A 21,136-nucleotide genomic window follows, 5' to 3' on the forward strand; every position below is an offset into this window, starting at 1 on the left:
TGCAGCTCTTTTTGTGTGAAAATTATAGATAAACGAACGAAACTTGTTTTTTAAACAAGCAAAATAACCAGCAAAAGAGTTGTTGTGTTGATTTGCATTTGCATGTTTAGTTGGGAGTATTGTTCAGATACTATTTGTCATATTTATTTTATAAAATGCATAGCTTGTCATAAGACCGAATAAGAGGGGGGTTTTATGACATATATTATAGAAAATGCAACCATATTAAAGGAACGAAGAATGACAAATGCTTCATTGTTGATTGAAAATGGGAAGATTTTATCGATTAAGCCAGATTATAAACGTTACCGGTTTATTCGAATGAATGCAGCTTCTTTTATTATGACCCCCACATCGACTCTTTTGCATAAAGAGTTCCCGTTAAATGTGCCTTTCCAAGAGTTGAAAAAATACTTTATTAACGAATTCATACTAAAGGGTTGTACAACTTTTATAACATTAGCTATGGTTAATCATGAGCAAGCGTTGTCGAAAGAAATTAAGCGTGTTCATACACGGTTGTTAAGCAGTCCAATCGACTATATTATTGGAGTAAAGATTTCATCTCGATTACTAACCCCAGCTTTATTAAGAAAATGCAAGCGGGAAAAAGTGCCCGCTATCTTTGTAGAAGTTTATCACAAGGACGAGCTAGATGCTCTTCCTTGGGGATGGCTGAGGGAGGCAATGTTTCCATACAACAGTCCGCTGATCCCGATTTTTGTAAATGACAATGAGAAAGAGAGAAACGAAGTAAAAATCAAATGGAAGCGTATCATGCAAAATGAAAAAATTCCATTTATTGATGATGAAATAGTAGAAAATGAACCAATCCCATATCCTGTTTTGAAAAAAATAGGAATTTATCCGAAGAAATCAAGTATTCATCAAGGTCTTGAGCTATCATATAACTTATACTTGAAGAGCAGGGAAATCAGAAATATTGAAGAAGTTGAGCTCTTTCATTATCATAGACATATGCTTGTTCATACTATCCATAAGGGCGAAGTTATCCGGGCACAGGAGAACATTGATTTTCGTCCAGGATTCGGTGAACATGTTAAAATAAACACACCATCCTATTTTACTATTTAATATACGACAGGGTAGACAGCCGTCTTGAAAGGAAATAAGTTATGGAAAAAGTAGATGAAATTATTGAGCTAATAGAAAAAGGCCAGCATGAGGAAGCGATGAAGCGGCAGAAACAAATTTTGCTACAAGGATCTCATGAGGAAAGATTTGTACTTGCAGAAGAGCTGTTTCAATACGGTTTTGTGGAGGAAGCAAAGGCATTGTTTGAGAGATTACTGGAAGCATATCCAGAAGAAGGGGAGCTGCTCGTCCTTCTAGCGGAGGCAAATATCGACCTTGGTCAGGAAGATGAAGCAATCCTCGTCCTTGAACGAGTACAGGAGGATGATCCAAGCTTTCCGCAATCTTTACTCTTATTAGCGGATCTTTATCAAATGGAAGGCCTCTATGAGGTCAGTGAACAAAAGCTGCAGAAGGCAAAGTCTATCTTGCCAAATGAAATCATAATCGATTTTGCTCTCGGAGAGCTTTATGCTGAGCAAGGTAAATTTCTTGAAGCAACAAGAGCTTACGAAATGGTCTTGCAGAAGGAAAACGTAATTGCAGGTGTGAATGTAAACCAGCGGATGGCTGAGGTCTTGAGTGTTGGTGGTGCATTTGAGGAAGCGATGCCTTATTATGAAAAAGCATTGGATGAAAAAATTGAAATTAATACTTTGTTTAGCTATGGGTTCACAGCATTGCAAGCAGGCTTTAATCGGACAGCGATTGAAAAGTTTAATGAATTAAAAGAGCTTGATCCTGAGTATCATTCCTTATATATAAATCTGGCAAAAGCCTATGAACGGGAAGAAGAACTCGAAAATAGCTATCAGGCGATAAATATGGGAATCAAACAGGATGAATTTAATAAAGAGCTTTATTTTAATGGTGGGAAGCTTGCATTAAAGCTTGGCAAGGAAGAAGAAGCGGAAAATTTGTTTAGAGAGTCCTTAGCATTAGATCCAGAATTTACAGAAGCTGCTGTCACGTTGACAAAGCTGTTCCTTAAACAGGAACGGTATGAGGATATTTTAGAGATTACTGAAATGATGAACGATCTTGAGGAAGAAGAGCCACGTCTTCTATGGGATGCTGCAATCGCCCATCAGCAGCTTGAAGAATATTCACAGGCATTAAATAAATACGATCTTGCATATACTTTTTTTAAGGAGCAGCCAGATTTTCTTTCAGACTATGGATATTTTCTAATTGAAGAAGGAAAAAGAGCCGAGGCTGCCGAAGTTTTTAATACATTGATAAAATTAGAACCAAACAACTTAGAATACCAAGATATAGTACAAAGACTCTCGGAATAATCAACGAGGAGTCCAATAAGGAGTTAGAGACCTGTCTAGCGCAAGTGCCTTACTCCCCAGACGTACAGGACGTACCGGTGTCGACAATGCACACAGGAATCATCGCAGGAACAATCATTCATTAAGATTGGTTCAAAGCCGCTTTAAGCATTTCATATTGCAGAGGAGGGAATCTTATCATGTCAGCCCCTGTATCTGTCAACGAGAAAAAAGATTTTATTCGCTGGTTTCTCAATCATTATCAATTAAAAAGGCGAGAATGCGTATGGATATTAAACTATTTAATGAGCCATGATCAACTGATGGAGAAGGTACATTTTGTTGAGCAAGCGCAATATTGCCCAAAAGGTTTAGTGATGTCTACTCATTGTGTGGATGAAGTCCCTTTTCGTTTTTATAAGGAAAACGTCATGACTACGGATGCGGAGAAATCATTCCATGATATTAGACTGAACCGTGAAGAAGAAATTTTTATTCAATTAAACTTTCATGCATCAAACAAAACCCATCAATATGCTGCTGTTCTCGAAGAAAATCCTTTCATGCCCAAGAAGCTTCGAATTAATGAAAAGGATCGGATCATTGCGGAAAGATTCTTAGATAACTGTTTAGAAAGGTTTCAAAGGGATCATCTATTGAAAAAAATCGATGAAGCACTTGATAATCATGACAAACAGACCTTTTTACTGCTAACTGAAAAATTAAACAGACTCAAGTAAGACTTTCATTAGCTTGCTAAACTGGCAAGCTTTTATTTTTTTGCTTTGCAAGTGTGCTAAACTTCCTTTAAGTAACTGGATTATAGTGATATGATGAATGAAGGAAAGCTGATAGCAGCTATTGATTTATTGAATGCCATTCTGCTCTTTTGGACAAATATAAGATATGGAGTGAAATATAATGAAGTGGATTTCTCAAGATATTGATATGTACATAAAATCAAAGGAATATGTAGACACAGCTGTTCTCCCTTTGTTTCCTGTTTCATTAGGAGAAGATATTAAGCAATCGGCTGCGATGTCGGAGTTTATTTCTTTATTAAGCATTCAGTTAGAAAGACAGTTCAGAGGAAGACTAGTTATGCTTCCAGGCTACTCTTATTTAAAATCATTCCCAGAGGCCAAGCTTATTAGCGATTTAATGCTTTGGGAGACTGAATTGTTAGAAAAAGGGTTTAAACATGTATTCTATTTAACATCTGATAGCGGCTGGAAAGCTATTGAAAATCAATTTGCGGGCGGGCTGATTTGGCTTCCATCTCTTCCGCTCGAGCACATGGATGAGCAGTATAAAAATACGATTCTAGATGATCAAGTAAAGCAGCTGCTCAATTTGTTTATGCAAAAATGGCAATCAGCCGAATAAGTGGCAATTTTAGTCACACAGTTGACATGTTTTCGTCAAAGGATATATTGACCTTCAATTCAGATTGATATATCATTGTTATGTCCTAGTTTTATATTGTGTTGAGTATTGTCCGTTGGACTTAACTTCATAATAGAGGGGGGAAAGGTATGAGCAAAAATCGTGTTTCAAGACGTCAATTCCTAAGCTACACACTAACTGGTGTAGGCGGTTTCATGGCTGCTGGAATGTTGATGCCAATGGTTCGTTTTGCAATTGATCCAGTATTGCAGGCAAAAGCTGGCGGTAATTACATTCCGACTCCGCAGAAAGTTGCTGATATTACAGAAGTACCAAAACGTGTTGACTTTACATTTGAACAGCAGGATGCATGGTACAATTCTGAAGAAACTGGAACTGCGTGGGTATATAAGGACGACAAAGGAGAAATTGTCGCACTTTCACCTGTTTGTAAGCATTTAGGGTGTGTAGTTAACTGGGAAGGGGATGCATCAAAACCTGAACATTTCTACTGCCCATGTCATGGGGGACTTTATACGAAAGATGGTACAAACGTTCCAGGTACACCACCTATTGCACCGCTTGATGTATATCCTTACATTGAAAAAGATGGTTACCTGCACTTAGGTAAAGCAGAGCCAAGAAAGGGGGCGTAATCCTTGTTAAACAAAATTTATGATTGGGTAGACGAACGTTTAGATATTACGCCTTTATGGCGCGATATTGCAGATCATGAAGTGCCTGAGCATGTAAACCCTGCCCATCACTTTTCTGCTTTCGTTTATTGCTTCGGTGGTTTAACATTTTTTGTTACCGTTATTCAAATTTTATCTGGAATGTTTTTAACAATGTATTATGTACCAGATATTAAAAATGCATGGGAATCTGTGTATTACTTGCAAAACCATGTGGCATTTGGACAAATTGTCCGAGGAATGCATCACTGGGGTGCTAGTTTAGTCATCGTAATGATGTTCTTACATACGTTACGCGTATTCTTCCAAGGTGCTTATAAGAAACCGCGTGAATTAAACTGGATTGTCGGCGTGTTAATTTTCTTCGTCATGCTGGCTCTAGGTTTAACAGGCTATTTACTGCCTTGGGATATGAAAGCTTTATTTGCAACAAAGGTTACAATGCAAATTATTGAATCTACTCCATTAATAGGGGTATATCTAAAAACCCTCATTGCTGGATCACCGGATATTGTAGGTGCGCAAACGATTACTCGTTTCTTTGCGATTCACGTATTCTTCTTGCCAGCAGCATTGTTCGCATTAATGGCTGCACACTTTGTAATGATTCGTAAGCAAGGTATTTCAGGACCATTGTAAGATGAACAAAAAGAGGATTTTTTGATAAAGGAGGGGGAATCGCCCAATGCATCGTGGTAAAGGTATGAAATTCGTAGGAGACTCTCGTGTTTCTGCTGAACGAAAACCGAACATTCCGAAAGATTATTCGGAATACCCTGGCAAAACAGAAGCATTCTGGCCTAACTTCTTATTAAAAGAATGGATGATAGGTGCCGTTTTCCTAATCGGATTTTTATGTTTAACAATTGCACATGAGCCGCCACTTGAAAAAATCGCGGATCCAAGTGATACAGCATATATTCCATTGCCAGACTGGTATTTCTTATTCTTATACCAATTATTAAAATATACTTACGCATCAGGTCCTTATAATGCTGTAGGTGCCTTTATAATTCCAGGTCTTGCTTTCGGAGCATTGCTTCTTGCGCCATTTATCGACCGTGGACCCGAACGCCGTCCATCAAAGCGTCCATTGGCTACAGGCTTTATGTTATTAGCAGTTGCTGCAATTACATTCTTAACTTGGCAGTCCGTAGCAACACATGACTGGGAGGCAGCAGCTAACCAGGGGAAAATTGTTGCGGAAGTTGAAATTGATACGGAAGCAGAAGGCTACAAGATTATGGAAGCGAATACTTGCTTAACTTGTCATGGTGGAGATCTTCAAGGAGGAGGAGGAGCGCCTGCTCTGATTGACACTGGTAAAACTCCTGAAGAAATTAAAGAAATTGTTACAAACGGTAAAGGTGCGATGCCTGGAGGACTTTTCAAAGGTACGGATGAAGAGTTTGATAAATTGGCTGAATTTATCTCGAGCATCGTAAGTGAATAAATAAAAAGGCTGACGATAATTCGTCAGCTTTTTTGTATTCTCTATATATTGAACAGGCCATATGGTAAAATAAAGAATTATAAAACAATATATAGAGATGAGGAAAATCATGAAGTGGATTTATCCTATTTTAGGAAATAAGGCTGTTTTGTTCCTTCTATTAATTATCAATATTGCAGGGACCATTTACGGGTATATATGGTACAAATGGCAACTCGTTGATACGCCTGTGATATTCTTGCCTTTTGTGCCTGATAGCCCAACCGCAAGCTTATTCTTCGTATTTGTATTAATTGCTTTTCTTTTAGGAAGAAACTGGCCATTATTTGAAGCGCTAGCAATCGTAACATTAATTAAGTATGGCATATGGGCAGTTGTAATGAATTTATTAGTATTTCAAGTGACTGGGGAGCTAGACTGGGTTGCGCTAATGCTGATACTCTCTCATGGGGCGATGGCCATTCAGGGAGTGCTATATGCCCCCTTTTACCGGATAAAAACTTGGCATCTTGTCATTACAGGTATTTGGACTTTGCATAACGATGTAATTGACTATGTATTTTTTATGCTTCCACGCTATACCATCCTGGATTTATATACTCCACAAATTGGGTATTTTACATTCTGGCTAAGTATTTTTTCTTTAGGGATCACCTATTTTTTAACGATAAGAAAAGACCATTTCCAACTAAAAATCAAAAAATAGTCAATACTAAATCTATGATAGAAATTAACAACGAAAATGGATTTCTGGTCTAACCTTGTCCAATCTCTCATACATATTTAATAGTAATTTGAGGGGGGACAAGTATGAAATCCAGAATAATAATAGCAATCATGATTTTTCTTCTATTGCCTATAATGGGGTATGCCGAAGAAACTTCATCTATTGATAGATTGGATCAATTATCAGATGAAGCGTTGCAAATGGTTAAGCTTCATAGATATGATGATGCAAAAAAGCTTTTAGATTATTTTTCTGATCAATTTCGTGCAACATCTGGACAAGTTACCGTATTGACTTCTGATGAGATGCGCATTGTTACGGTTTCTTATGATGAGGCGGTACAAGCGACAGCTAACGCAACTATTGATCATAATGAAAAAATCAATCGTGTAACAAAGTTTAGACTCGTCATGGATGCTATTACCTCTCAAAGTCAGCCGTTATGGACAGAAATGGAAGCCCCGATTATGACTGTTTTTGGAGAAATGAAGGAGGCAGTTAACAACGGAGATAAAGAAAATTTTCAATCGAAATTTAATACTTTTTTGTCTTTATACGATGTCATTTATCCTAGTATGAAAATTAACGTAACCGGGGATCGCATTCAAAGATTAGATACTCGTATTGATTTGATCGATCGTTACCGTCCTCAAGTGTTGGCTGATGAAGGGACACAGCAGGAACTTGAGGCGCTCGAGGCTGATTTACAGCTTTTGTTTGACGAAATGTCTGACGATGAAGCGGATCCATCGCTATGGTGGGTAATTATTTCTACAAGCAGTATTATTATTCTTACATTATCTTATGTCGGCTGGAGAAAGTATAAGGGAGACCAGCAAAGGGAAAAAAACCGTTCAAGAGAGCAAAAATAATGACTTCATATTTCGGCAAGTGTACAATATAAATTAACAACTAGTTATGCGGAAATGGGAGGTTAGTTATGGGTGGATACCTAATTTACTTCGCGATTATTATTTTAGTGCCTATTTGGGCGCAATTTAAAGTAAAGGGCTCGTATGCAAAATACTCAAAAGTCCCGTCCTCATCCCATATGAGGGGGGCAGAAGTGGCTAGAAGGATTTTAGATGCAAATGGTTTATTCCATGTTGGAATTGAGGAGATAAGAGGACATTTATCGGATCATTATGATCCACGTTCAAAAACAGTCCGTCTTTCTTCAGCAAATTATCACGGGCATTCTGTTGCAGCGGCTGCAATAGCAGCTCACGAGGTTGGTCATGCTATACAGGATCAGCAGGATTATGCCTTTTTAAGGTTTCGCCATGCGCTTGTTCCTGTTGCAAATATTGGATCGAACTTTTCTTGGATATTAATTATGATTGGGTTTCTTGCAGGCTTCCAAGGTTTTGTTTTATTAGGGATTATCTTCATGGCTGCAGCGGTTGTTTTTCAAGTTATTACCTTACCGGTTGAATTTAATGCGTCTAATCGTGCAATGGATCAGGTGGTTTCACTTGGCGTTATCCGAAATGATGAAGAAAGAGAAACGAAAAAGGTTCTAAATGCAGCAGCCCTTACTTATGTAGCGGCGGCAGCAGTTGCAGTCATGGAACTGCTCCGTTTAATTCTTATTTATACTGGTATGCAAAGAAATGATTAAAACCAGCCAGCTGGCTGGTTTTTTCTATTTCAGATATTAATGTTCGAGTGGCTTTTTGTTTTCATCTAATGTGAACCCTTCTCCAAGGACGTCATGAACAACGCTAACAGAGACGAATGCATGAGGATCGACAGACGTGATCACATTTTTAAGCCGGACAATTTCATTTTTCCCCACGACACAGTATAAAACTTCCCTCTCCTTTTTTGTAAAAGAGCCATGCCCCTTTAGAACGGTTACTCCTCTTTCCATTTCATTCATAATTTTAGCGGCAATATCTTCATTATGATCAGATATGATCATCGCACCTCTAGCAGAATAGGCCCCTTCTTGCATGAAATCAATCACACGAGCGCCGACAAAAACGGCAACGAGCGTATACATCGCTTCTTGATAGGATAAATAGAAAATTAAAGAGAGGGTGATAACAACAGCATCGAACATAAACATTGTTTTTCCCATGCTTACTCCAGCATATTTATTCACTAATCGGGCGATAATATCAACCCCGCCAGTTGTACCACCAAAGCGGAAAATAATTCCAAGTCCAACTCCAATGAAAACACCAGCAAATAAAGCGGCTAAAGTTAAATCCTCGCTTAGAGGCATAATAATTTGATATCGCTGGAAAATCCATAAGAAGACTGAGACACTGACTGTACCGATTATGGTATAAAGAAAAGCATTCCTTCCTAACAATTTCCATCCAATAAAGAAAAGCGGAATGTTCAGGATTAAATTTGTATAGGAAGGATCCCACTTGAAAAGAAAGTATAAGAGTAATGTTATTCCAGTAAATCCGCCCTCTGCCAAATTATTTTGCATATTAAAGTGAACTATCCCAAACGAAAAAATGATTGATCCAAGAAGGATAAAAAGAATATTTTTAACTTTTAGTCCAATTTTCATATAAACCCTCCACTGCCAAAATTTCACTTAGATAATTGTGCATGTTCTGGAATAAGAAAGTCAAGTATGTTTAGTAAAGGAATTAGGCGAGGTCAAAAATGTTTGTAAAAGAACCGTTGATTAGCTAACATAAAAGAAGAGAATTTAATCGTTTTTCAAATGTAATTAGATGGAGAGTGGATGAATTGTCAGAAAAAACAATGAGAGATCTTCAATCAGAAGTGGATGAATACATAAGCCAATTTAAAGAAGGGTATTTTAGCCCGCTGGCGATGCTCGCTAGAATGACGGAGGAGCTTGGGGAACTGGCCAGGGAGGTCAATCATCAATACGGTGAAAAACCAAAGAAATCATCAGAAAAAGAAAAGGCAATTGAAGAGGAAATGGGAGATATGTTATTTGTGCTCATTTGCCTTGCCAATTCTTTACATATCGATTTGGAAAAAGCGCATGACCGTGTTATGGACAAATTTAACACCCGCGATAAGGATCGATGGACAAGAATCAAAGAGTAGGGGAGAAAATACGGATGAGAGATATTAAGATTGTTATTGCTGGCCCCCGGGGAAGGATGGGGAGAGAGGCAGTCAAGTTTGTTCAGCAATCAGACGATTATCATTTAGCTGCGGTGGTTGATCATAAAAATGATGGTGGGCGCTTGAGTGATTTTGAAGGCTTTTCAGGATTAGATATTCCAGTTTATTCGAATATGGAAGAATGCTTTCAAAAAGTGGAAGCTACTGTACTAATAGACTTAACCACACCAGAATTTGGAATGAGGCATACAAAAATAGCTCTATCATACGGAGTAAGACCTGTAGTTGGAACTACCGGATTCACCAAAGAGAATCTAAACGAACTTGACGCCATTTGTAAGGAAAAGGGTCTAGGATGCATTATTGCTCCTAATTTTGCAATTGGCGCAGTCCTTATGATGAAATTTTCTCAATTGGCAAGCAAGTATTTTAATGATGTGGAAATTATTGAGTTGCATCATGATAAAAAGCTAGATGCTCCCTCAGGAACAGCTACAAAAACAGCTGAAATGATAGCGGAAGTAAGAGAGATGAAGCGGCAAGGCCATCCAAACGAAAAGGAAACAATGGCTGGTGCAAGAGGAGCCGATTATGAAGGCTTGCGTATACATTCAGTTCGATTACCAGGGCTGATTGCCCATCAACAAGTGATATTTGGGGATACCGGACAGACTCTGACGGTTCGTCATGACTCGTATAATCGTGCTTCATTCATGTCTGGTGTAAAGCTGGCTGTAGATACAGTAATGAAAATTGACACGCTCATATACGGGCTTGAAAACATTATTGAATGATGGAGGGCAAAACGATGAATATAGCTTTAATTGCTCATGATAAGAAAAAAGACCATCTCGTCGGTTTTGCGATTGCGTATAAAGAAATATTGTCTAAGCATCGTCTTTATGCTACAGGAACGACTGGTACAAGAATAATAAATGAAGCTGGACTGAACGTTCATCGCTTTCAATCTGGCCCGTATGGAGGCGACCAGGAAATAGGTGCACTTGTAGCAAATAATAAAATGGATATTGTTATTTTCTTCCGAGATCCTTTAACAGCCCAGCCGCACGAGCCTGATATTAGTGCGCTTATCCGGTTATGTGATGTATATTCTGTCCCGCTTGCGACGAATCTTGGAACAGCAGAGATACTAATTAAAGGCCTGGAACGTGGAGATTTGGCTTGGAGAACAATTGTGAATGGAAGAAGCGGTGAAATAAATGGATCAGATCAAGCTTGATATACTTGCATTTGGAGCGCATGCAGATGATGTTGAAATAGGCATGGGGGGGGCAATTGCAAAATATGCAGAAAATGGAAAGAAAATTGGGATATGTGATTTAACAAAAGCAGAGCTGTCCTCGAATGGGACAGTTGAAATCCGGCAAATGGAAGCAAAAGAAGCTGCCGAAATTCTAGGTGTTGATATTAGAGAAACACTTGATTTACCTGATAGGGGACTTTTTTTAAATCAGGAATACATAAGAAAAGCTGTTCGTATGATTCGTAAATACCAGCCGGCACTCGTCTTTGCCCCATATTATAAGGATCGTCATCCAGATCATGGCGGGTGTGCCCGCTTGGTAGAGGAGGCGGTATTCTCTGCGGGTATAAAGAATTATGATAGTGAGGAGGGGCTGCCCGCTCATAAAGTGAAAAATCTATTTTTTTATATGATTAATGGTTTCCATGAACCTGATTTTGTTATAGACATATCTTCTTATATGGATAAGAAGATCGCTAGCCTACAAGCGTATAAAAGCCAATTTACTAAAACATCAGAATCCTTCAATACTCCGTTAGTAAATGGATATGTTGACATGATTCAAGCAAGAGAGGGACTATTTGGCAATCAAGTAGGTATTACATATGCGGAAGGTTTCAAACGAAAGAAACCGCTAATTATAAATGATGATTTATTTGGAGAAGAACAATGAAAGAAAAAAAATTAAAAATTGGCATTACCTGTTACCCGACTGTTGGCGGTTCAGGCGCAATTGCAACAGAGTTAGGGAAAATGCTTGCGGAAAGAGGACATGAAATTCATTTCATTACTTCAAGCGTCCCTTTTCGTTTAAATAAAATGAATCCGAATATTTATTATCATCAGGTGGAGGTAAATCAATATTCCGTTTTTCAGTACCCGCCATATGATATCGCCTTAGCAAGTAAAATGGCGGAAGTCATCAATCGTGAGGACTTGGACCTTCTTCATGTACACTATGCTATTCCGCATGCGGTTTGTGCAATCTTGGCGAAACAGATGGTTGATAGGGATATCAAAATTGTTACTACTCTTCATGGAACAGATATTACTGTTCTAGGCTATGACTCCACTTTAACAGATGTCATCCGTTTTGGGATTGAAAAGTCAGATGTAGTAACAGCAGTATCAAAAGCATTAGTTGCTCAAACTTATGATGTTGTCAAACCGAATAAAGCAATTAGAGTTGTTTATAATTTTATTGATGAACGTGTGTATCGACGGACGAATTCTTCGTATTTAAAAGAAGAATTCGGGATTCATGAAGGGGAGAAGGTCGTCATCCATGTGTCGAATTTCCGTGCTGTAAAAAGGGTCCAGGATGTGGTAAAGGTATTTTTCAGAATAGCAGAGCAGCTTCCTGCCAAACTTCTTCTAGTGGGTGATGGACCAGAGATGACTGCCGTTTGTAAGCTTGTCAGTCAATTAGGTATTGCTGATCAAGTTATTTTCTTGGGTAAGCAGGATAATCTTGAAGAATTATATTCAATTAGTGATCTCATGCTTTTATTATCTGAAAAAGAAAGCTTTGGATTAGTGGCGTTAGAAGCTATGGCGTGTGGTGTCCCGTGTATAGGGACGAAGATTGGTGGAATACCTGAAGTAATTATGGATGGAAAGAACGGCTATTTATGTAATTTAGGGGATTTAGAAGAAATCGCCCTTAAAGGTGCTTCACTGCTCACTGATGAAAAACTTCATCAAAAATTCTCTACTGAGGCGGTTAATTCTGCCTATAATAATTTTCGTTCAGATATTATTGTCTCACAATATGAAGACATTTATTATGATCTATTAATGAATAGGGAGGATATATGAAGGAGCCATTTTTATCTGCCGTTTCCTTACTCACTAAAATTGAAGAGGCGGGCTATGAAGCTTATTTCGTTGGAGGCTCTGTTAGAGATTTATTACTCGGAAGGGAGATAGCGGACGTTGATATCGCAACATCAGCAACTCCCCAAGAGATTCAAGCCATTTTTCCAAAAACGATTGATGTCGGTGCAGAGCATGGAACAATTGTTGTTCTATTTAGCGGGAAGACATATGAGGTAACAACCTTTCGTACAGAAGCAGAATATGAAGATTGCCGCAGACCATCCGAGGTACAATTCATTCGATCGCTGGAAGAGGACTTAAAGAGAAGAGATTTTACGATGAACGCCATCGCGATGGATAAGTCAGGGCGATTCATTGATCCTTTTCATGGCAAAAAGGCAATAGAAAATAGAGTGATTCAAACGGTCGGGAAAGCTGAAGAGCGTTTCAGCGAAGATGCGTTAAGAATGATGCGTGCTGTACGCTTCTATAGTCAGCTTCATTTTACTATTGAATCCTCAACAAAAGACGCGCTTATTCAATATGCTCATTTGCTCAAACATATTTCAACGGAAAGAAAGCTGGTTGAGTTTGAGAAGCTATTAGTTGGAAAAAACCGCCGCAATGCATTAAAAGTACTTCATGAAACAGGATTATATACATATTTGCCTGGAATGGCACCTAATTCAGAAGGGTTAATCCAGATGATAAAATACGATAGTACAAGTCTGACAATTGAAGAGATGTGGGTATTGCTGATTTATCAGATTAGAATATATGGGACAGACATCCATTCCTTTTTGAAAATTTGGAAGCTGCCTGTAAAGAAAATCAAAAAAATTGTTCGAATAGTGAATTGGCTTACGATAAGATTGAAAATGGATTGGACGGTTGAATCTCTTTACGAAGCGGGCGAGGATACGATTTTTTCAACAGAAAGAGTTTACAATTTATTACATAACCAAAAGGTGGACAGCCGAATTAATCAATTATCGGAACAATATAACGCATTGCCTATTAAGCAGCGGAGCGAGCTTGAGGTTACAGGGAATGATATACAGGAATGGTTTCAAAAGAAGCAAGGTCCTTGGATAAAGGAAATATTAGAAATGATTGAAAAAGCTGTGATTCATCAAAAGGTAAGTAATCACAAACGATCAATAAGGGAGTGGCTAATCAAGTGCAATCAGAAATAAGAAAGAAGCTGCTTGATGCGTTTTCCAATAGTCAGGATGAGTTTTTATCTGGGCAGGCACTAGCTGACCTTATAGGATGCTCCAGGACAGCGGTCTGGAAGCACATTGAAGAACTGCGAAAAGAAGGCTTTGAGCTTGAGGCTGTAAGAAGAAAAGGCTATAAGATTATTAAGACTCCTGAGAGGGTAACTGCAGATGAAATAAGGCTTGGTTTAAAAACAGAGTTCATGGGCAGATATATTTATTCAGAGGATGTCGTAGATTCCACGCAAAAAGTAGCCCAGCGCCATGTTTTTGAAGGGGCACCTGAAGGAACAATTATTATTGCAGAAGAACAGCTTTCTGGGAGGGGGCGTATGGACCGAAAGTGGCATTCTCCTAAATATACAGGAATTTGGATGAGTGTCATTTTACGCCCGAATCTTCCACCTGCAAAAGCGCCTCAGCTAACGTTAATTACTGCTGTTGCTGTTGTACAGGCGATTGAAGAAATGACCGGTATGACGCCAGAGATCAAATGGCCGAATGATATTTTGCTAAATGGAAAAAAAGTGACGGGTATTTTAACAGAATTGCAGGCAGATGCAGATCGTATTCATGCGATAATTATTGGAATTGGAATTAATGTAAATCAGCAGCAGGAAGACTATCCTGAAGAATTGAAACGGATAGCAACTTCGCTAGCGATAGAATATGGGAAAAAGATGGAACGGGCAGAACTAATTAAAGTTCTCTTAGTAAAATTAGAAAAGCTGTATTCTCTATACTTAGAAAAAGGTTTCTATCCAATAAAACTTCTTTGGGAAAGTTATGCGATCAGCATTGGGAAAAATATTACAGCAAGAACGATAACGGGAAGTATAACAGGACAAGCATTAGGAATAACGGATGAGGGTGTTCTTCTGATCGAAGATTCTCAAGGGGATGTACATCATGTATACTCAGCCGATATTGAATTGGAAAAATAATATTTTTGTAGTCAGCTTATTCATTGATTTGATATACTTTATTTGAAAAACAAATGTGTTTTTCTCGGGCAGTATCCTCTTGTTGAACTGCACCAATTTGTTGTCAAATAAATTAAAGATTTCTGCCTAGATCCATAGTGGACCGGGACAGAGGGATGAAATGCAAATCATGAGCTAATTCACAATCCTTCTGTGTTTACAGAAGGATTTTTATTATTCAAAAAATAGCTCTTGCTTTATATCACCCTCTTCCTTAAAAAAGGAGGAAAAGAAATGAAGCAAACGACCGATTTCATGAAAATGAAAGAAAATGGAGAAAAGATTGTCATGTTAACTGCTTATGACTACCCAGCAGCAAAACTAGCTGAAAAATCTGGGGTTGACATGATCTTAGTCGGGGATTCATTAGGAATGGTTGTCTTAGGATATGACTCAACGGTTCCGGTAACAATGGATGATATGGTCCATCATGCGAAGGCGGTAAAGCGTGGGGCAAAGGATACATTTATTGTTGTCGATCTTCCTTTTATGAGTTATCACCTATCAAAGAGAGAAACACTTCTAAATGGAGCGAGGCTTATTCAAGAAACAGGTGCTCATGCGGTAAAGATTGAAGGGGCAGATGAGGTGATTGACAGCGTTCACGCATTAACGAAAGCGGGTATTCCTGTTGTAGGTCATTTAGGTCTAACTCCGCAATCAGTCGGTGTTTTAGGGGGATATAAAGTTCAAGGGAAAAATGCTGAAGCTGCAAAAAAGTTAATTGAGGACGCCAAAAAATGTGAAGAGGCTGGAGCTTTTGCTCTTGTACTAGAATGTGTACCAAAACAATTGGCAAAAGAAGTTTCCACATCCATTAAGATCCCGACCATTGGAATTGGAGCCGGTGTGCATACGGATGGACAAGTTCTTGTCTTTCATGATGTGCTTATGTATGGAGTGGATCGGGTGGCGAAGTTTGTAAAGCCTTACTTGCAATTGAATGAGGATGTTAAGCATGGGATTGAGTCCTATGTCGATGAAGTAAAACAAGGCATATTCCCGAATGATCAGCACAGCTTTACGATGAAGGAAGAAGAATTGCTTAGTTTGTACGGAGGGAAAGCATGAGAGTTATAACAACAATTAAGGAAATGCAGCACACCATGTTGCTTGCAAAAAAAGGAGGACAATCGATCGGGTATGTCCCAACAATGGGCTTTTTACATGAAGGCCACCTATCTTTGATGGAAAAAGCGCGTGAAGAAAATGATATTGTTGTCATAAGCATTTTTGTCAATCCGCTTCAATTTGGGCCGACTGAAGATCTCAGCTCTTATCCAAGGGATTTTGAAAGAGATAAAGAATTAGCCCTAAACCAACAGGTTGATTACATCTTTTATCCGTCGGTGAAGGAAATGTATCCACACTCTTCCTCTGTAACAGTAAAAGTAAATGAAAGAACAGATGTTTTATGCGGGAAATCTCGACCTGGTCATTTTGATGGTGTCGCAACCGTGCTAACGAAGCTCTTTCAGATTGTACAACCAGAAAAGGCTTATTTTGGAACGAAAGATGCGCAGCAGGTTGCTGTTGTTGAAGGGTTAGTAAATGATTTACACTTTCCGGTTGAAATCATTGCTGTCGAAACAGTCAGAGAAGAGGATGGACTGGCAAAAAGCTCAAGGAATGTGAATTTACTTCCGGAGGAAAGAGAACAGGCTCCTAACCTGTATCAAAGTCTTTTAAGAGCCAAAGAGATGATCCTTAATGGAGAAAGAAATCCGCAAAAAGTCGTTTCTTTCATAACTGAGATGATAACTGAAAAAACGGATGGAAAGATTGATTATATCGAAATTTATTCCTATCCTATGCTAAAAGAATTAACAGAATTACATGGGAAATTTATTATCGCGCTGGCAGTGAAGTTTTCGAAAGCACGTTTAATTGATAATATCATTTTAGAAATTTATGAAAAATAGGGGGATACATGATGTTCCGCACCATGATGAACGGCAAAATTCATCGTGCCGTTGTCACAGAAGCTAATTTAAATTATGTAGGAAGCATTACGATTGATACTGATATTCTTGATGCAGTTGGCATGGTACCAAATGAAAAAGTGCAAATTGTTAATAATAATAATGGGGCAAGGTTTGAAACGTATATTATCCCTGGTGAAAGTGGCTCTGGGGTTATTTGTGTGAACGGAGCTGCAGCACGTCTTGTTCAGGAGGGGGATATCGTTATTATTATTTCCTACGCAATGATTGCTGAAGAAAAGATCCCGTACCATGAACCAAAAGTCGCTATAATGGATGAAAAGAATAGAATTAAAAATATGATCAATCACGAGCCGGAAAAAACGATTTACTAAAATGATGATCAATTGCTGACTGGATATATCTGGTCAGCTTTTCTTATTAGGGTATGAATAAGGGGAAATATAGCTAAAAATAAAAATAGAAAGGGTTATGTCTTTTTCTTTTTCCATTTTTGTGATACCGTTTGATTGACTGAATGTTAGAGGTGTTTAGGATGGGTAATAAATATGTTGTAATCGATTTAGAAACAACTGGTAACGCTCCGAAGAAGGGCGATAAAATCATACAATTTGCAGCAGTTGTCATTGAAAATGGAAAAATTACTGAAGAATATTCTTCTTTCGTCAATCCCAGAAAAGCGATTCCGCCATTTATTGAAGAATTAACAGGCTTAAATGATCACATGGTTAAGAATGCCCCTGATTTTTCAGAAATTGCCCCTAAAGTATTAACCCTTTTAGAGGGAGCTTATTTTGTTGCCCATAACGTACTGTTTGACCTTTCATTTTTACAAGAGGAATTAATTGAGGCGGGATATAATGGTTTCTATGGTCCGATTTTGGATACAGTGGAAATGTCAAGAGTGCTAATGCCAACCGCGGATAGCTTTCAATTATCGGAACTAGCGATAAGAGAAGGATTGAACCATGAACGTCCTCATCAAGCAGATAGTGATGCATACGTGACTGCAGAGCTTCTGATGCGTCTTTTAGAAAAGCTTGGACAATTACCATTAAATACGGTAAAACAGCTTCATAAGCTTTCTAGCGGCTTAAAAAGTGATTTAGACCTTCTTATTGACAATATTATTCTAATAAAGGAATCGTCGGTCGAAACCATTCCAGATATACTTGAAATTCATCATGGAATTGCACTAAAAAAGTGTGTGAAACAAGTAGAGATTTGTGAAGCGAAACTAATGAATTATCCTATAGACAGAGAGGAGAAGGAGGAACTATTTCGAAGAGCTTTTCCTGCATTTGAAACCCGATTAGGACAATTCTCTATGATGGATTCCGTCTATGAGGCTTTTAATGAGGAAAAACATGCGATGATAGAAGCAGGTACTGGTGTTGGAAAATCCCTTGCCTATTTGATCCCTTCTGCCATTTATGCGAAAGAAAATAATCGAACGATCGTAATTAGTACATATACAACACAGCTTCAAGAACAATTACTGTCAAATGATATTCCAAGGCTAGCAAAGATGCTTCCTTTTCCAATAAAAGCAGTGCTGTTAAAAGGGAGGAGCCATTATATAAGCCTTGCCAAGTTTGAGCAAACATTAAAGGACCAAGATGATAATTACGATACGATTCTTACAAAAATGCAGATTCTTGTCTGGCTGACAGAGACGAATTATGGGGATATCGATGAGTTAAATTTATCCAGTGGGGGGATGCTCTACTGGAATAAAATAAAAAATGACGAAACTGTCTTCCTGAAGAATAAATCTTGGCTTTCTAGGGATTTTTATACACGAGCGAGAAAAGAAGCGTTGCAATCGGATATAATCATTACAAATCATTCCTTATTATTAACCGATCTTGTAACGGATCATAAAATATTGCCTGATTATACCCATGTAGTTATCGATGAAGGGCATCATTTTATGAAAGTATCGAGCAAGCATTTTGGATATACTTTTGATTATTTATCTACCCGTTTGCTTCTGAGTCAGATTGGACTCATTGAGCAGAAGCAATTGCTATATAAACTTGAACAAATATTAGAAAAGGAATGGGTAAACAAGCATGAACTCATTCATTCCTTTGAAGTGAACCAAATGATGGCCGAGTTAAACCTAGAAGTAGATGAACTGTTTAAAGTGATTAGCCATTATGCCAAAAAGAGAAAGAGATCGAAAAAGGGCTATAATCGAATTAGCTGCCGATTGACAGCTGATGAAGAAAATGTGGAATGGAGAGCACTTGAAATCTCTGCAGAGCGATTTGTCTTCTTCATTAAAGATTTCATTCAAATGATTTCAGCTAGACTTGATTTCATCAAAACTGTTCAAGATTCGTTATCTGCTAGGGAAAAGTCATCAATGGAAGAATTAACAACACTTGTAGAAGAATTAAAGGAACTATCTTTAGTCGCCAAAAATATTTTCTTATATCCTTCTGAAGAATTTGTATCATGGATTGAGATGGATGAGCGTGTCATGCAAAATGCGACGACAGTCTATGCCCAGCCAGTTACCGTTGATAAATATTTAAAAGAGCAATTTTTTGAAAAAAAGAAGTGTGCGATTATAACTTCTGCAACTTTATCTGTAAAAAATTCGTTTAATTATATGTTAACTGAGCTTGGATTAGAGCGATCAGATTGTTCCGTACAGCAAATCCAATCACCATTTAATTATAAGGAACAGGTAAAGCTTATTATTCCTGATGATCTTCCTGAAATAAATGCCGTACCGCTGGAAGACTACGTAGCATCGATTTCTGAACAGATAATTTCCATCGCAGAAGTAACAAAAGGACGTATGCTGATTTTATTTACGTCTCATGATATGCTGAGAAAAACGTATGAGCTCTTAAAGGAATCAGGATTTTTAGATGACTATGCGATTATTGCCCAAGGAATCTCAAGTGGAAGCAGATCAAGATTAACAAGAAACTTTCAAAAATTTGATAAAGCCATTCTTTTAGGAACTAGCAGCTTCTGGGAAGGGGTTGATATTCCTGGAGAGGATTTAACTTGTCTAATAATTGTTCGCTTACCTTTTTCACCTCCAGATGAACCGTTAACAGAGGCGAAATGCAACCAAATTAAACAAAGCGGTGGCAATCCATTTTCTGATTATTCATTGCCAGAAGCGATTATTCGCTTTAAACAAGGATTTGGCAGATTAATTCGAACGAAAACGGATCGCGGACTCATTTTTATTTTTGACCGTAGACTAGTGACAACCAAATATGGGAAAGCCTTTTTGCAATCAATTCCTGAAGTACCAGTTGAAAGAAGGGGAATCAATGAAATAATCCCTGTAATCTCAGAGTGGATCTAAGTGATCTAAAAAATGCTGCGCTAATTTTAGCGCAGCTAAAAGACGTAAATGGATTAGAAGAAATTTTAAGTTGATATTTAATGCAAATCATTTAGCTGTTATACTAATTTAAAGGCTTGAACAGTTACGTACATATAGTTTATCCGTATGAAATAAACATATAAGTTACAAATTTTGTTGCCTATGAGGAGGATTTCCATTATGGAAAGTAAAATTGAAGTAATATCAACAGTAAAAGTTCAGTTAAGCCCAGATCTTTATAAGGTGGTTGATGTATTAAATCGAACATTAAAAGAAAAAGATTTAATGTTTGGATTAGCGCTTGATAAAGAAGACCAAAATAAAGCTGTATTTTCAATATATCGTACATAAGAAGAGTGACATTTGTGAAAAAAATAATTATTATAAGTATATTCATTATTCTCATTGTTTTAGTTTCTGGAATTTTTATTTATCAAAATGCATTAAAGCCTGTGAAAACAGCTGAGAAAAAAGCCGTTCAAATAGCAATGGAGGAAACGGAACTTACTAAAGCTGAAGATTTTTATTTATACAACGGGCAGGAAACCTATTATGTCTTAAAAGGTAAAAATAAAAAAGGCATAAACATGTATGTTTGGATTCCTGAAAAAGAAGGAAGAATCATTGTTCGGAAGCAGTCAGACGGTGCTTCTGAAAAAGAAGCGGTAAGCAAACTTCTTGAAGAAAAAAAACCGAAAGAAATTATTTCTGTACGTTTAGGTATAGAAGATAATCGTCCATTATGGGAAATTTACTACCGTTCCGAAGGAAATTTAATCAATTATTATTACGTTGATTTTGAAACAGGTGAATGGCGGAAAAGCATCGAAAACTTATAGACGGAGGAAAAA

General features: G+C 37.9%; 24 protein-coding genes. 23 read left to right on the forward strand and 1 reads right to left on the reverse strand.

Translation table 11 applies throughout. The features are described 5' to 3' along the window. Positions 1-195 precede the first annotated feature (195 nt). The 10 genes from RUH74_RS01670 to RUH74_RS01715 all read left to right on the forward strand — a co-directional run bounded on the left by RUH74_RS01670 (position 196) and on the right by RUH74_RS01715 (position 8,254). A complete protein-coding gene (locus tag RUH74_RS01670; RefSeq protein WP_313798499.1) occupies positions 196-1,095 on the forward strand; it encodes a hypothetical protein in 900 nt (299 codons plus the stop codon). Positions 1,096-1,136: 41 nt separating this feature from the next. Then, positions 1,137-2,393, forward strand: a complete 1,257-nt coding sequence (locus tag RUH74_RS01675) for a tetratricopeptide repeat protein (protein WP_313798500.1) — start codon at positions 1,137-1,139, stop codon at positions 2,391-2,393. 179 nt (positions 2,394-2,572) lie between these two features. Beyond that, positions 2,573-3,112: a ReoY family proteolytic degradation factor gene (locus tag RUH74_RS01680; RefSeq protein ID WP_313798502.1), complete on the forward strand. Its 540-nt coding sequence runs from the start codon at positions 2,573-2,575 to the stop codon at positions 3,110-3,112. Between the two features lie 181 nt (positions 3,113-3,293). After that, positions 3,294-3,758 carry a YpiF family protein gene (locus RUH74_RS01685; RefSeq protein WP_313798503.1) on the forward strand — a complete coding sequence of 155 codons (465 nt, stop codon included), beginning with the start codon at positions 3,294-3,296 and terminating at the stop codon, positions 3,756-3,758. A 149-nt stretch (positions 3,759-3,907) separates the two neighbouring features. Further along, entirely contained in the window at positions 3,908-4,414 is a 507-nt protein-coding gene (locus RUH74_RS01690) for a QcrA and Rieske domain-containing protein (RefSeq protein WP_313798504.1), read from the forward strand. 3 nt (positions 4,415-4,417) lie between these two features. Then, positions 4,418-5,092, forward strand: coding sequence for a menaquinol-cytochrome c reductase cytochrome b subunit (qcrB, locus tag RUH74_RS01695; protein ID WP_313798505.1), 675 nt, complete (start codon positions 4,418-4,420; stop codon positions 5,090-5,092). 46 nt (positions 5,093-5,138) lie between these two features. Further along, positions 5,139-5,906 (forward strand): menaquinol-cytochrome c reductase cytochrome b/c subunit, encoded by a 768-nt coding sequence (locus tag RUH74_RS01700; protein WP_313798506.1) that lies wholly within the window; start codon positions 5,139-5,141, stop codon positions 5,904-5,906. Positions 5,907-6,015: 109 nt separating this feature from the next. Next, entirely contained in the window at positions 6,016-6,612 is a 597-nt protein-coding gene (gene lhaT, locus RUH74_RS01705; RefSeq protein WP_313798507.1) for a lipoprotein heptaprenylglyceryl N-acetyltransferase LhaT, read from the forward strand. Positions 6,613-6,716: 104 nt separating this feature from the next. Continuing rightward, the gene (gene ypjB, locus RUH74_RS01710; protein ID WP_313798508.1) at positions 6,717-7,505 is read left to right on the forward strand and encodes a sporulation protein YpjB; all 789 of its coding nucleotides are present in this window, start codon (positions 6,717-6,719) and stop codon (positions 7,503-7,505) included. Between the two features lie 68 nt (positions 7,506-7,573). Then, a complete protein-coding gene (locus tag RUH74_RS01715; RefSeq protein WP_313798509.1) occupies positions 7,574-8,254 on the forward strand; it encodes a zinc metallopeptidase in 681 nt (226 codons plus the stop codon). Positions 8,255-8,290: 36 nt separating this feature from the next. On the opposite strand, the gene RUH74_RS01720 is transcribed toward RUH74_RS01715, so the two are convergent. After that, on the reverse strand, positions 8,291-9,163 hold the full coding sequence (locus tag RUH74_RS01720; RefSeq protein ID WP_313798510.1) for a YitT family protein: 873 nt from the start codon (positions 9,161-9,163) through the stop codon (positions 8,291-8,293). Between the two features lie 200 nt (positions 9,164-9,363). Between RUH74_RS01720 and RUH74_RS01725 the strand changes: the two genes are divergently transcribed. The 13 genes from RUH74_RS01725 (at position 9,364) to RUH74_RS01785 (ending at position 21,124) form a co-directional block, all read left to right on the forward strand. Continuing rightward, complete coding sequence (locus tag RUH74_RS01725; RefSeq protein ID WP_313798561.1) at positions 9,364-9,678, forward strand: nucleotide pyrophosphohydrolase; 315 nt, start codon at positions 9,364-9,366, stop codon at positions 9,676-9,678. A gap of 14 nt (positions 9,679-9,692) precedes the next feature. Beyond that, complete coding sequence (gene dapB, locus RUH74_RS01730) at positions 9,693-10,493, forward strand: 4-hydroxy-tetrahydrodipicolinate reductase (protein ID WP_313798511.1); 801 nt, start codon at positions 9,693-9,695, stop codon at positions 10,491-10,493. Positions 10,494-10,507: 14 nt separating this feature from the next. Beyond that, positions 10,508-10,939 (forward strand): methylglyoxal synthase, encoded by a 432-nt coding sequence (mgsA, locus tag RUH74_RS01735; RefSeq protein WP_313798512.1) that lies wholly within the window; start codon positions 10,508-10,510, stop codon positions 10,937-10,939. After that, positions 10,920-11,636, forward strand: coding sequence for a bacillithiol biosynthesis deacetylase BshB1 (gene bshB1 / locus RUH74_RS01740; RefSeq protein WP_313798513.1), 717 nt, complete (start codon positions 10,920-10,922; stop codon positions 11,634-11,636). Before mgsA ends, bshB1 begins: the two co-directional genes overlap by 20 nt. Then, entirely contained in the window at positions 11,633-12,781 is a 1,149-nt protein-coding gene (gene bshA, locus RUH74_RS01745) for an N-acetyl-alpha-D-glucosaminyl L-malate synthase BshA (protein WP_313798514.1), read from the forward strand. The genes bshB1 and bshA overlap by 4 nt, the downstream gene beginning before the upstream one ends. Then, positions 12,778-13,977 carry a CCA tRNA nucleotidyltransferase gene (locus tag RUH74_RS01750; RefSeq protein WP_313798515.1) on the forward strand — a complete coding sequence of 400 codons (1,200 nt, stop codon included), beginning with the start codon at positions 12,778-12,780 and terminating at the stop codon, positions 13,975-13,977. Before bshA ends, RUH74_RS01750 begins: the two co-directional genes overlap by 4 nt. Beyond that, complete coding sequence (locus RUH74_RS01755; protein ID WP_313798516.1) at positions 13,962-14,945, forward strand: biotin--[acetyl-CoA-carboxylase] ligase; 984 nt, start codon at positions 13,962-13,964, stop codon at positions 14,943-14,945. Before RUH74_RS01750 ends, RUH74_RS01755 begins: the two co-directional genes overlap by 16 nt. Positions 14,946-15,218: 273 nt before the next feature. Beyond that, entirely contained in the window at positions 15,219-16,055 is an 837-nt protein-coding gene (panB, locus tag RUH74_RS01760; protein WP_313798517.1) for a 3-methyl-2-oxobutanoate hydroxymethyltransferase, read from the forward strand. Continuing rightward, entirely contained in the window at positions 16,052-16,906 is an 855-nt protein-coding gene (gene panC / locus RUH74_RS01765) for a pantoate--beta-alanine ligase (protein WP_313798518.1), read from the forward strand. Before panB ends, panC begins: the two co-directional genes overlap by 4 nt. Before the next feature lie 11 nt (positions 16,907-16,917). Next, on the forward strand, positions 16,918-17,301 hold the full coding sequence (gene panD, locus RUH74_RS01770; RefSeq protein ID WP_313798562.1) for an aspartate 1-decarboxylase: 384 nt from the start codon (positions 16,918-16,920) through the stop codon (positions 17,299-17,301). A gap of 161 nt (positions 17,302-17,462) precedes the next feature. After that, on the forward strand, positions 17,463-20,264 hold the full coding sequence (gene dinG / locus RUH74_RS01775; RefSeq protein ID WP_313798519.1) for an ATP-dependent DNA helicase DinG: 2,802 nt from the start codon (positions 17,463-17,465) through the stop codon (positions 20,262-20,264). A gap of 201 nt (positions 20,265-20,465) precedes the next feature. Next, the gene (locus tag RUH74_RS01780; RefSeq protein WP_313798520.1) at positions 20,466-20,636 is read left to right on the forward strand and encodes a YpmA family protein; all 171 of its coding nucleotides are present in this window, start codon (positions 20,466-20,468) and stop codon (positions 20,634-20,636) included. A 14-nt stretch (positions 20,637-20,650) separates the two neighbouring features. Then, entirely contained in the window at positions 20,651-21,124 is a 474-nt protein-coding gene (locus tag RUH74_RS01785; protein WP_313798521.1) for a cell wall elongation regulator TseB-like domain-containing protein, read from the forward strand. The last annotated feature ends 12 nt before the right edge of the window (positions 21,125-21,136 follow it).

It is taken from the genome of Cytobacillus sp. (assembly GCF_032154635.1).
Classification (GTDB): domain Bacteria; phylum Bacillota; class Bacilli; order Bacillales; family Cytobacillaceae; genus Cytobacillus.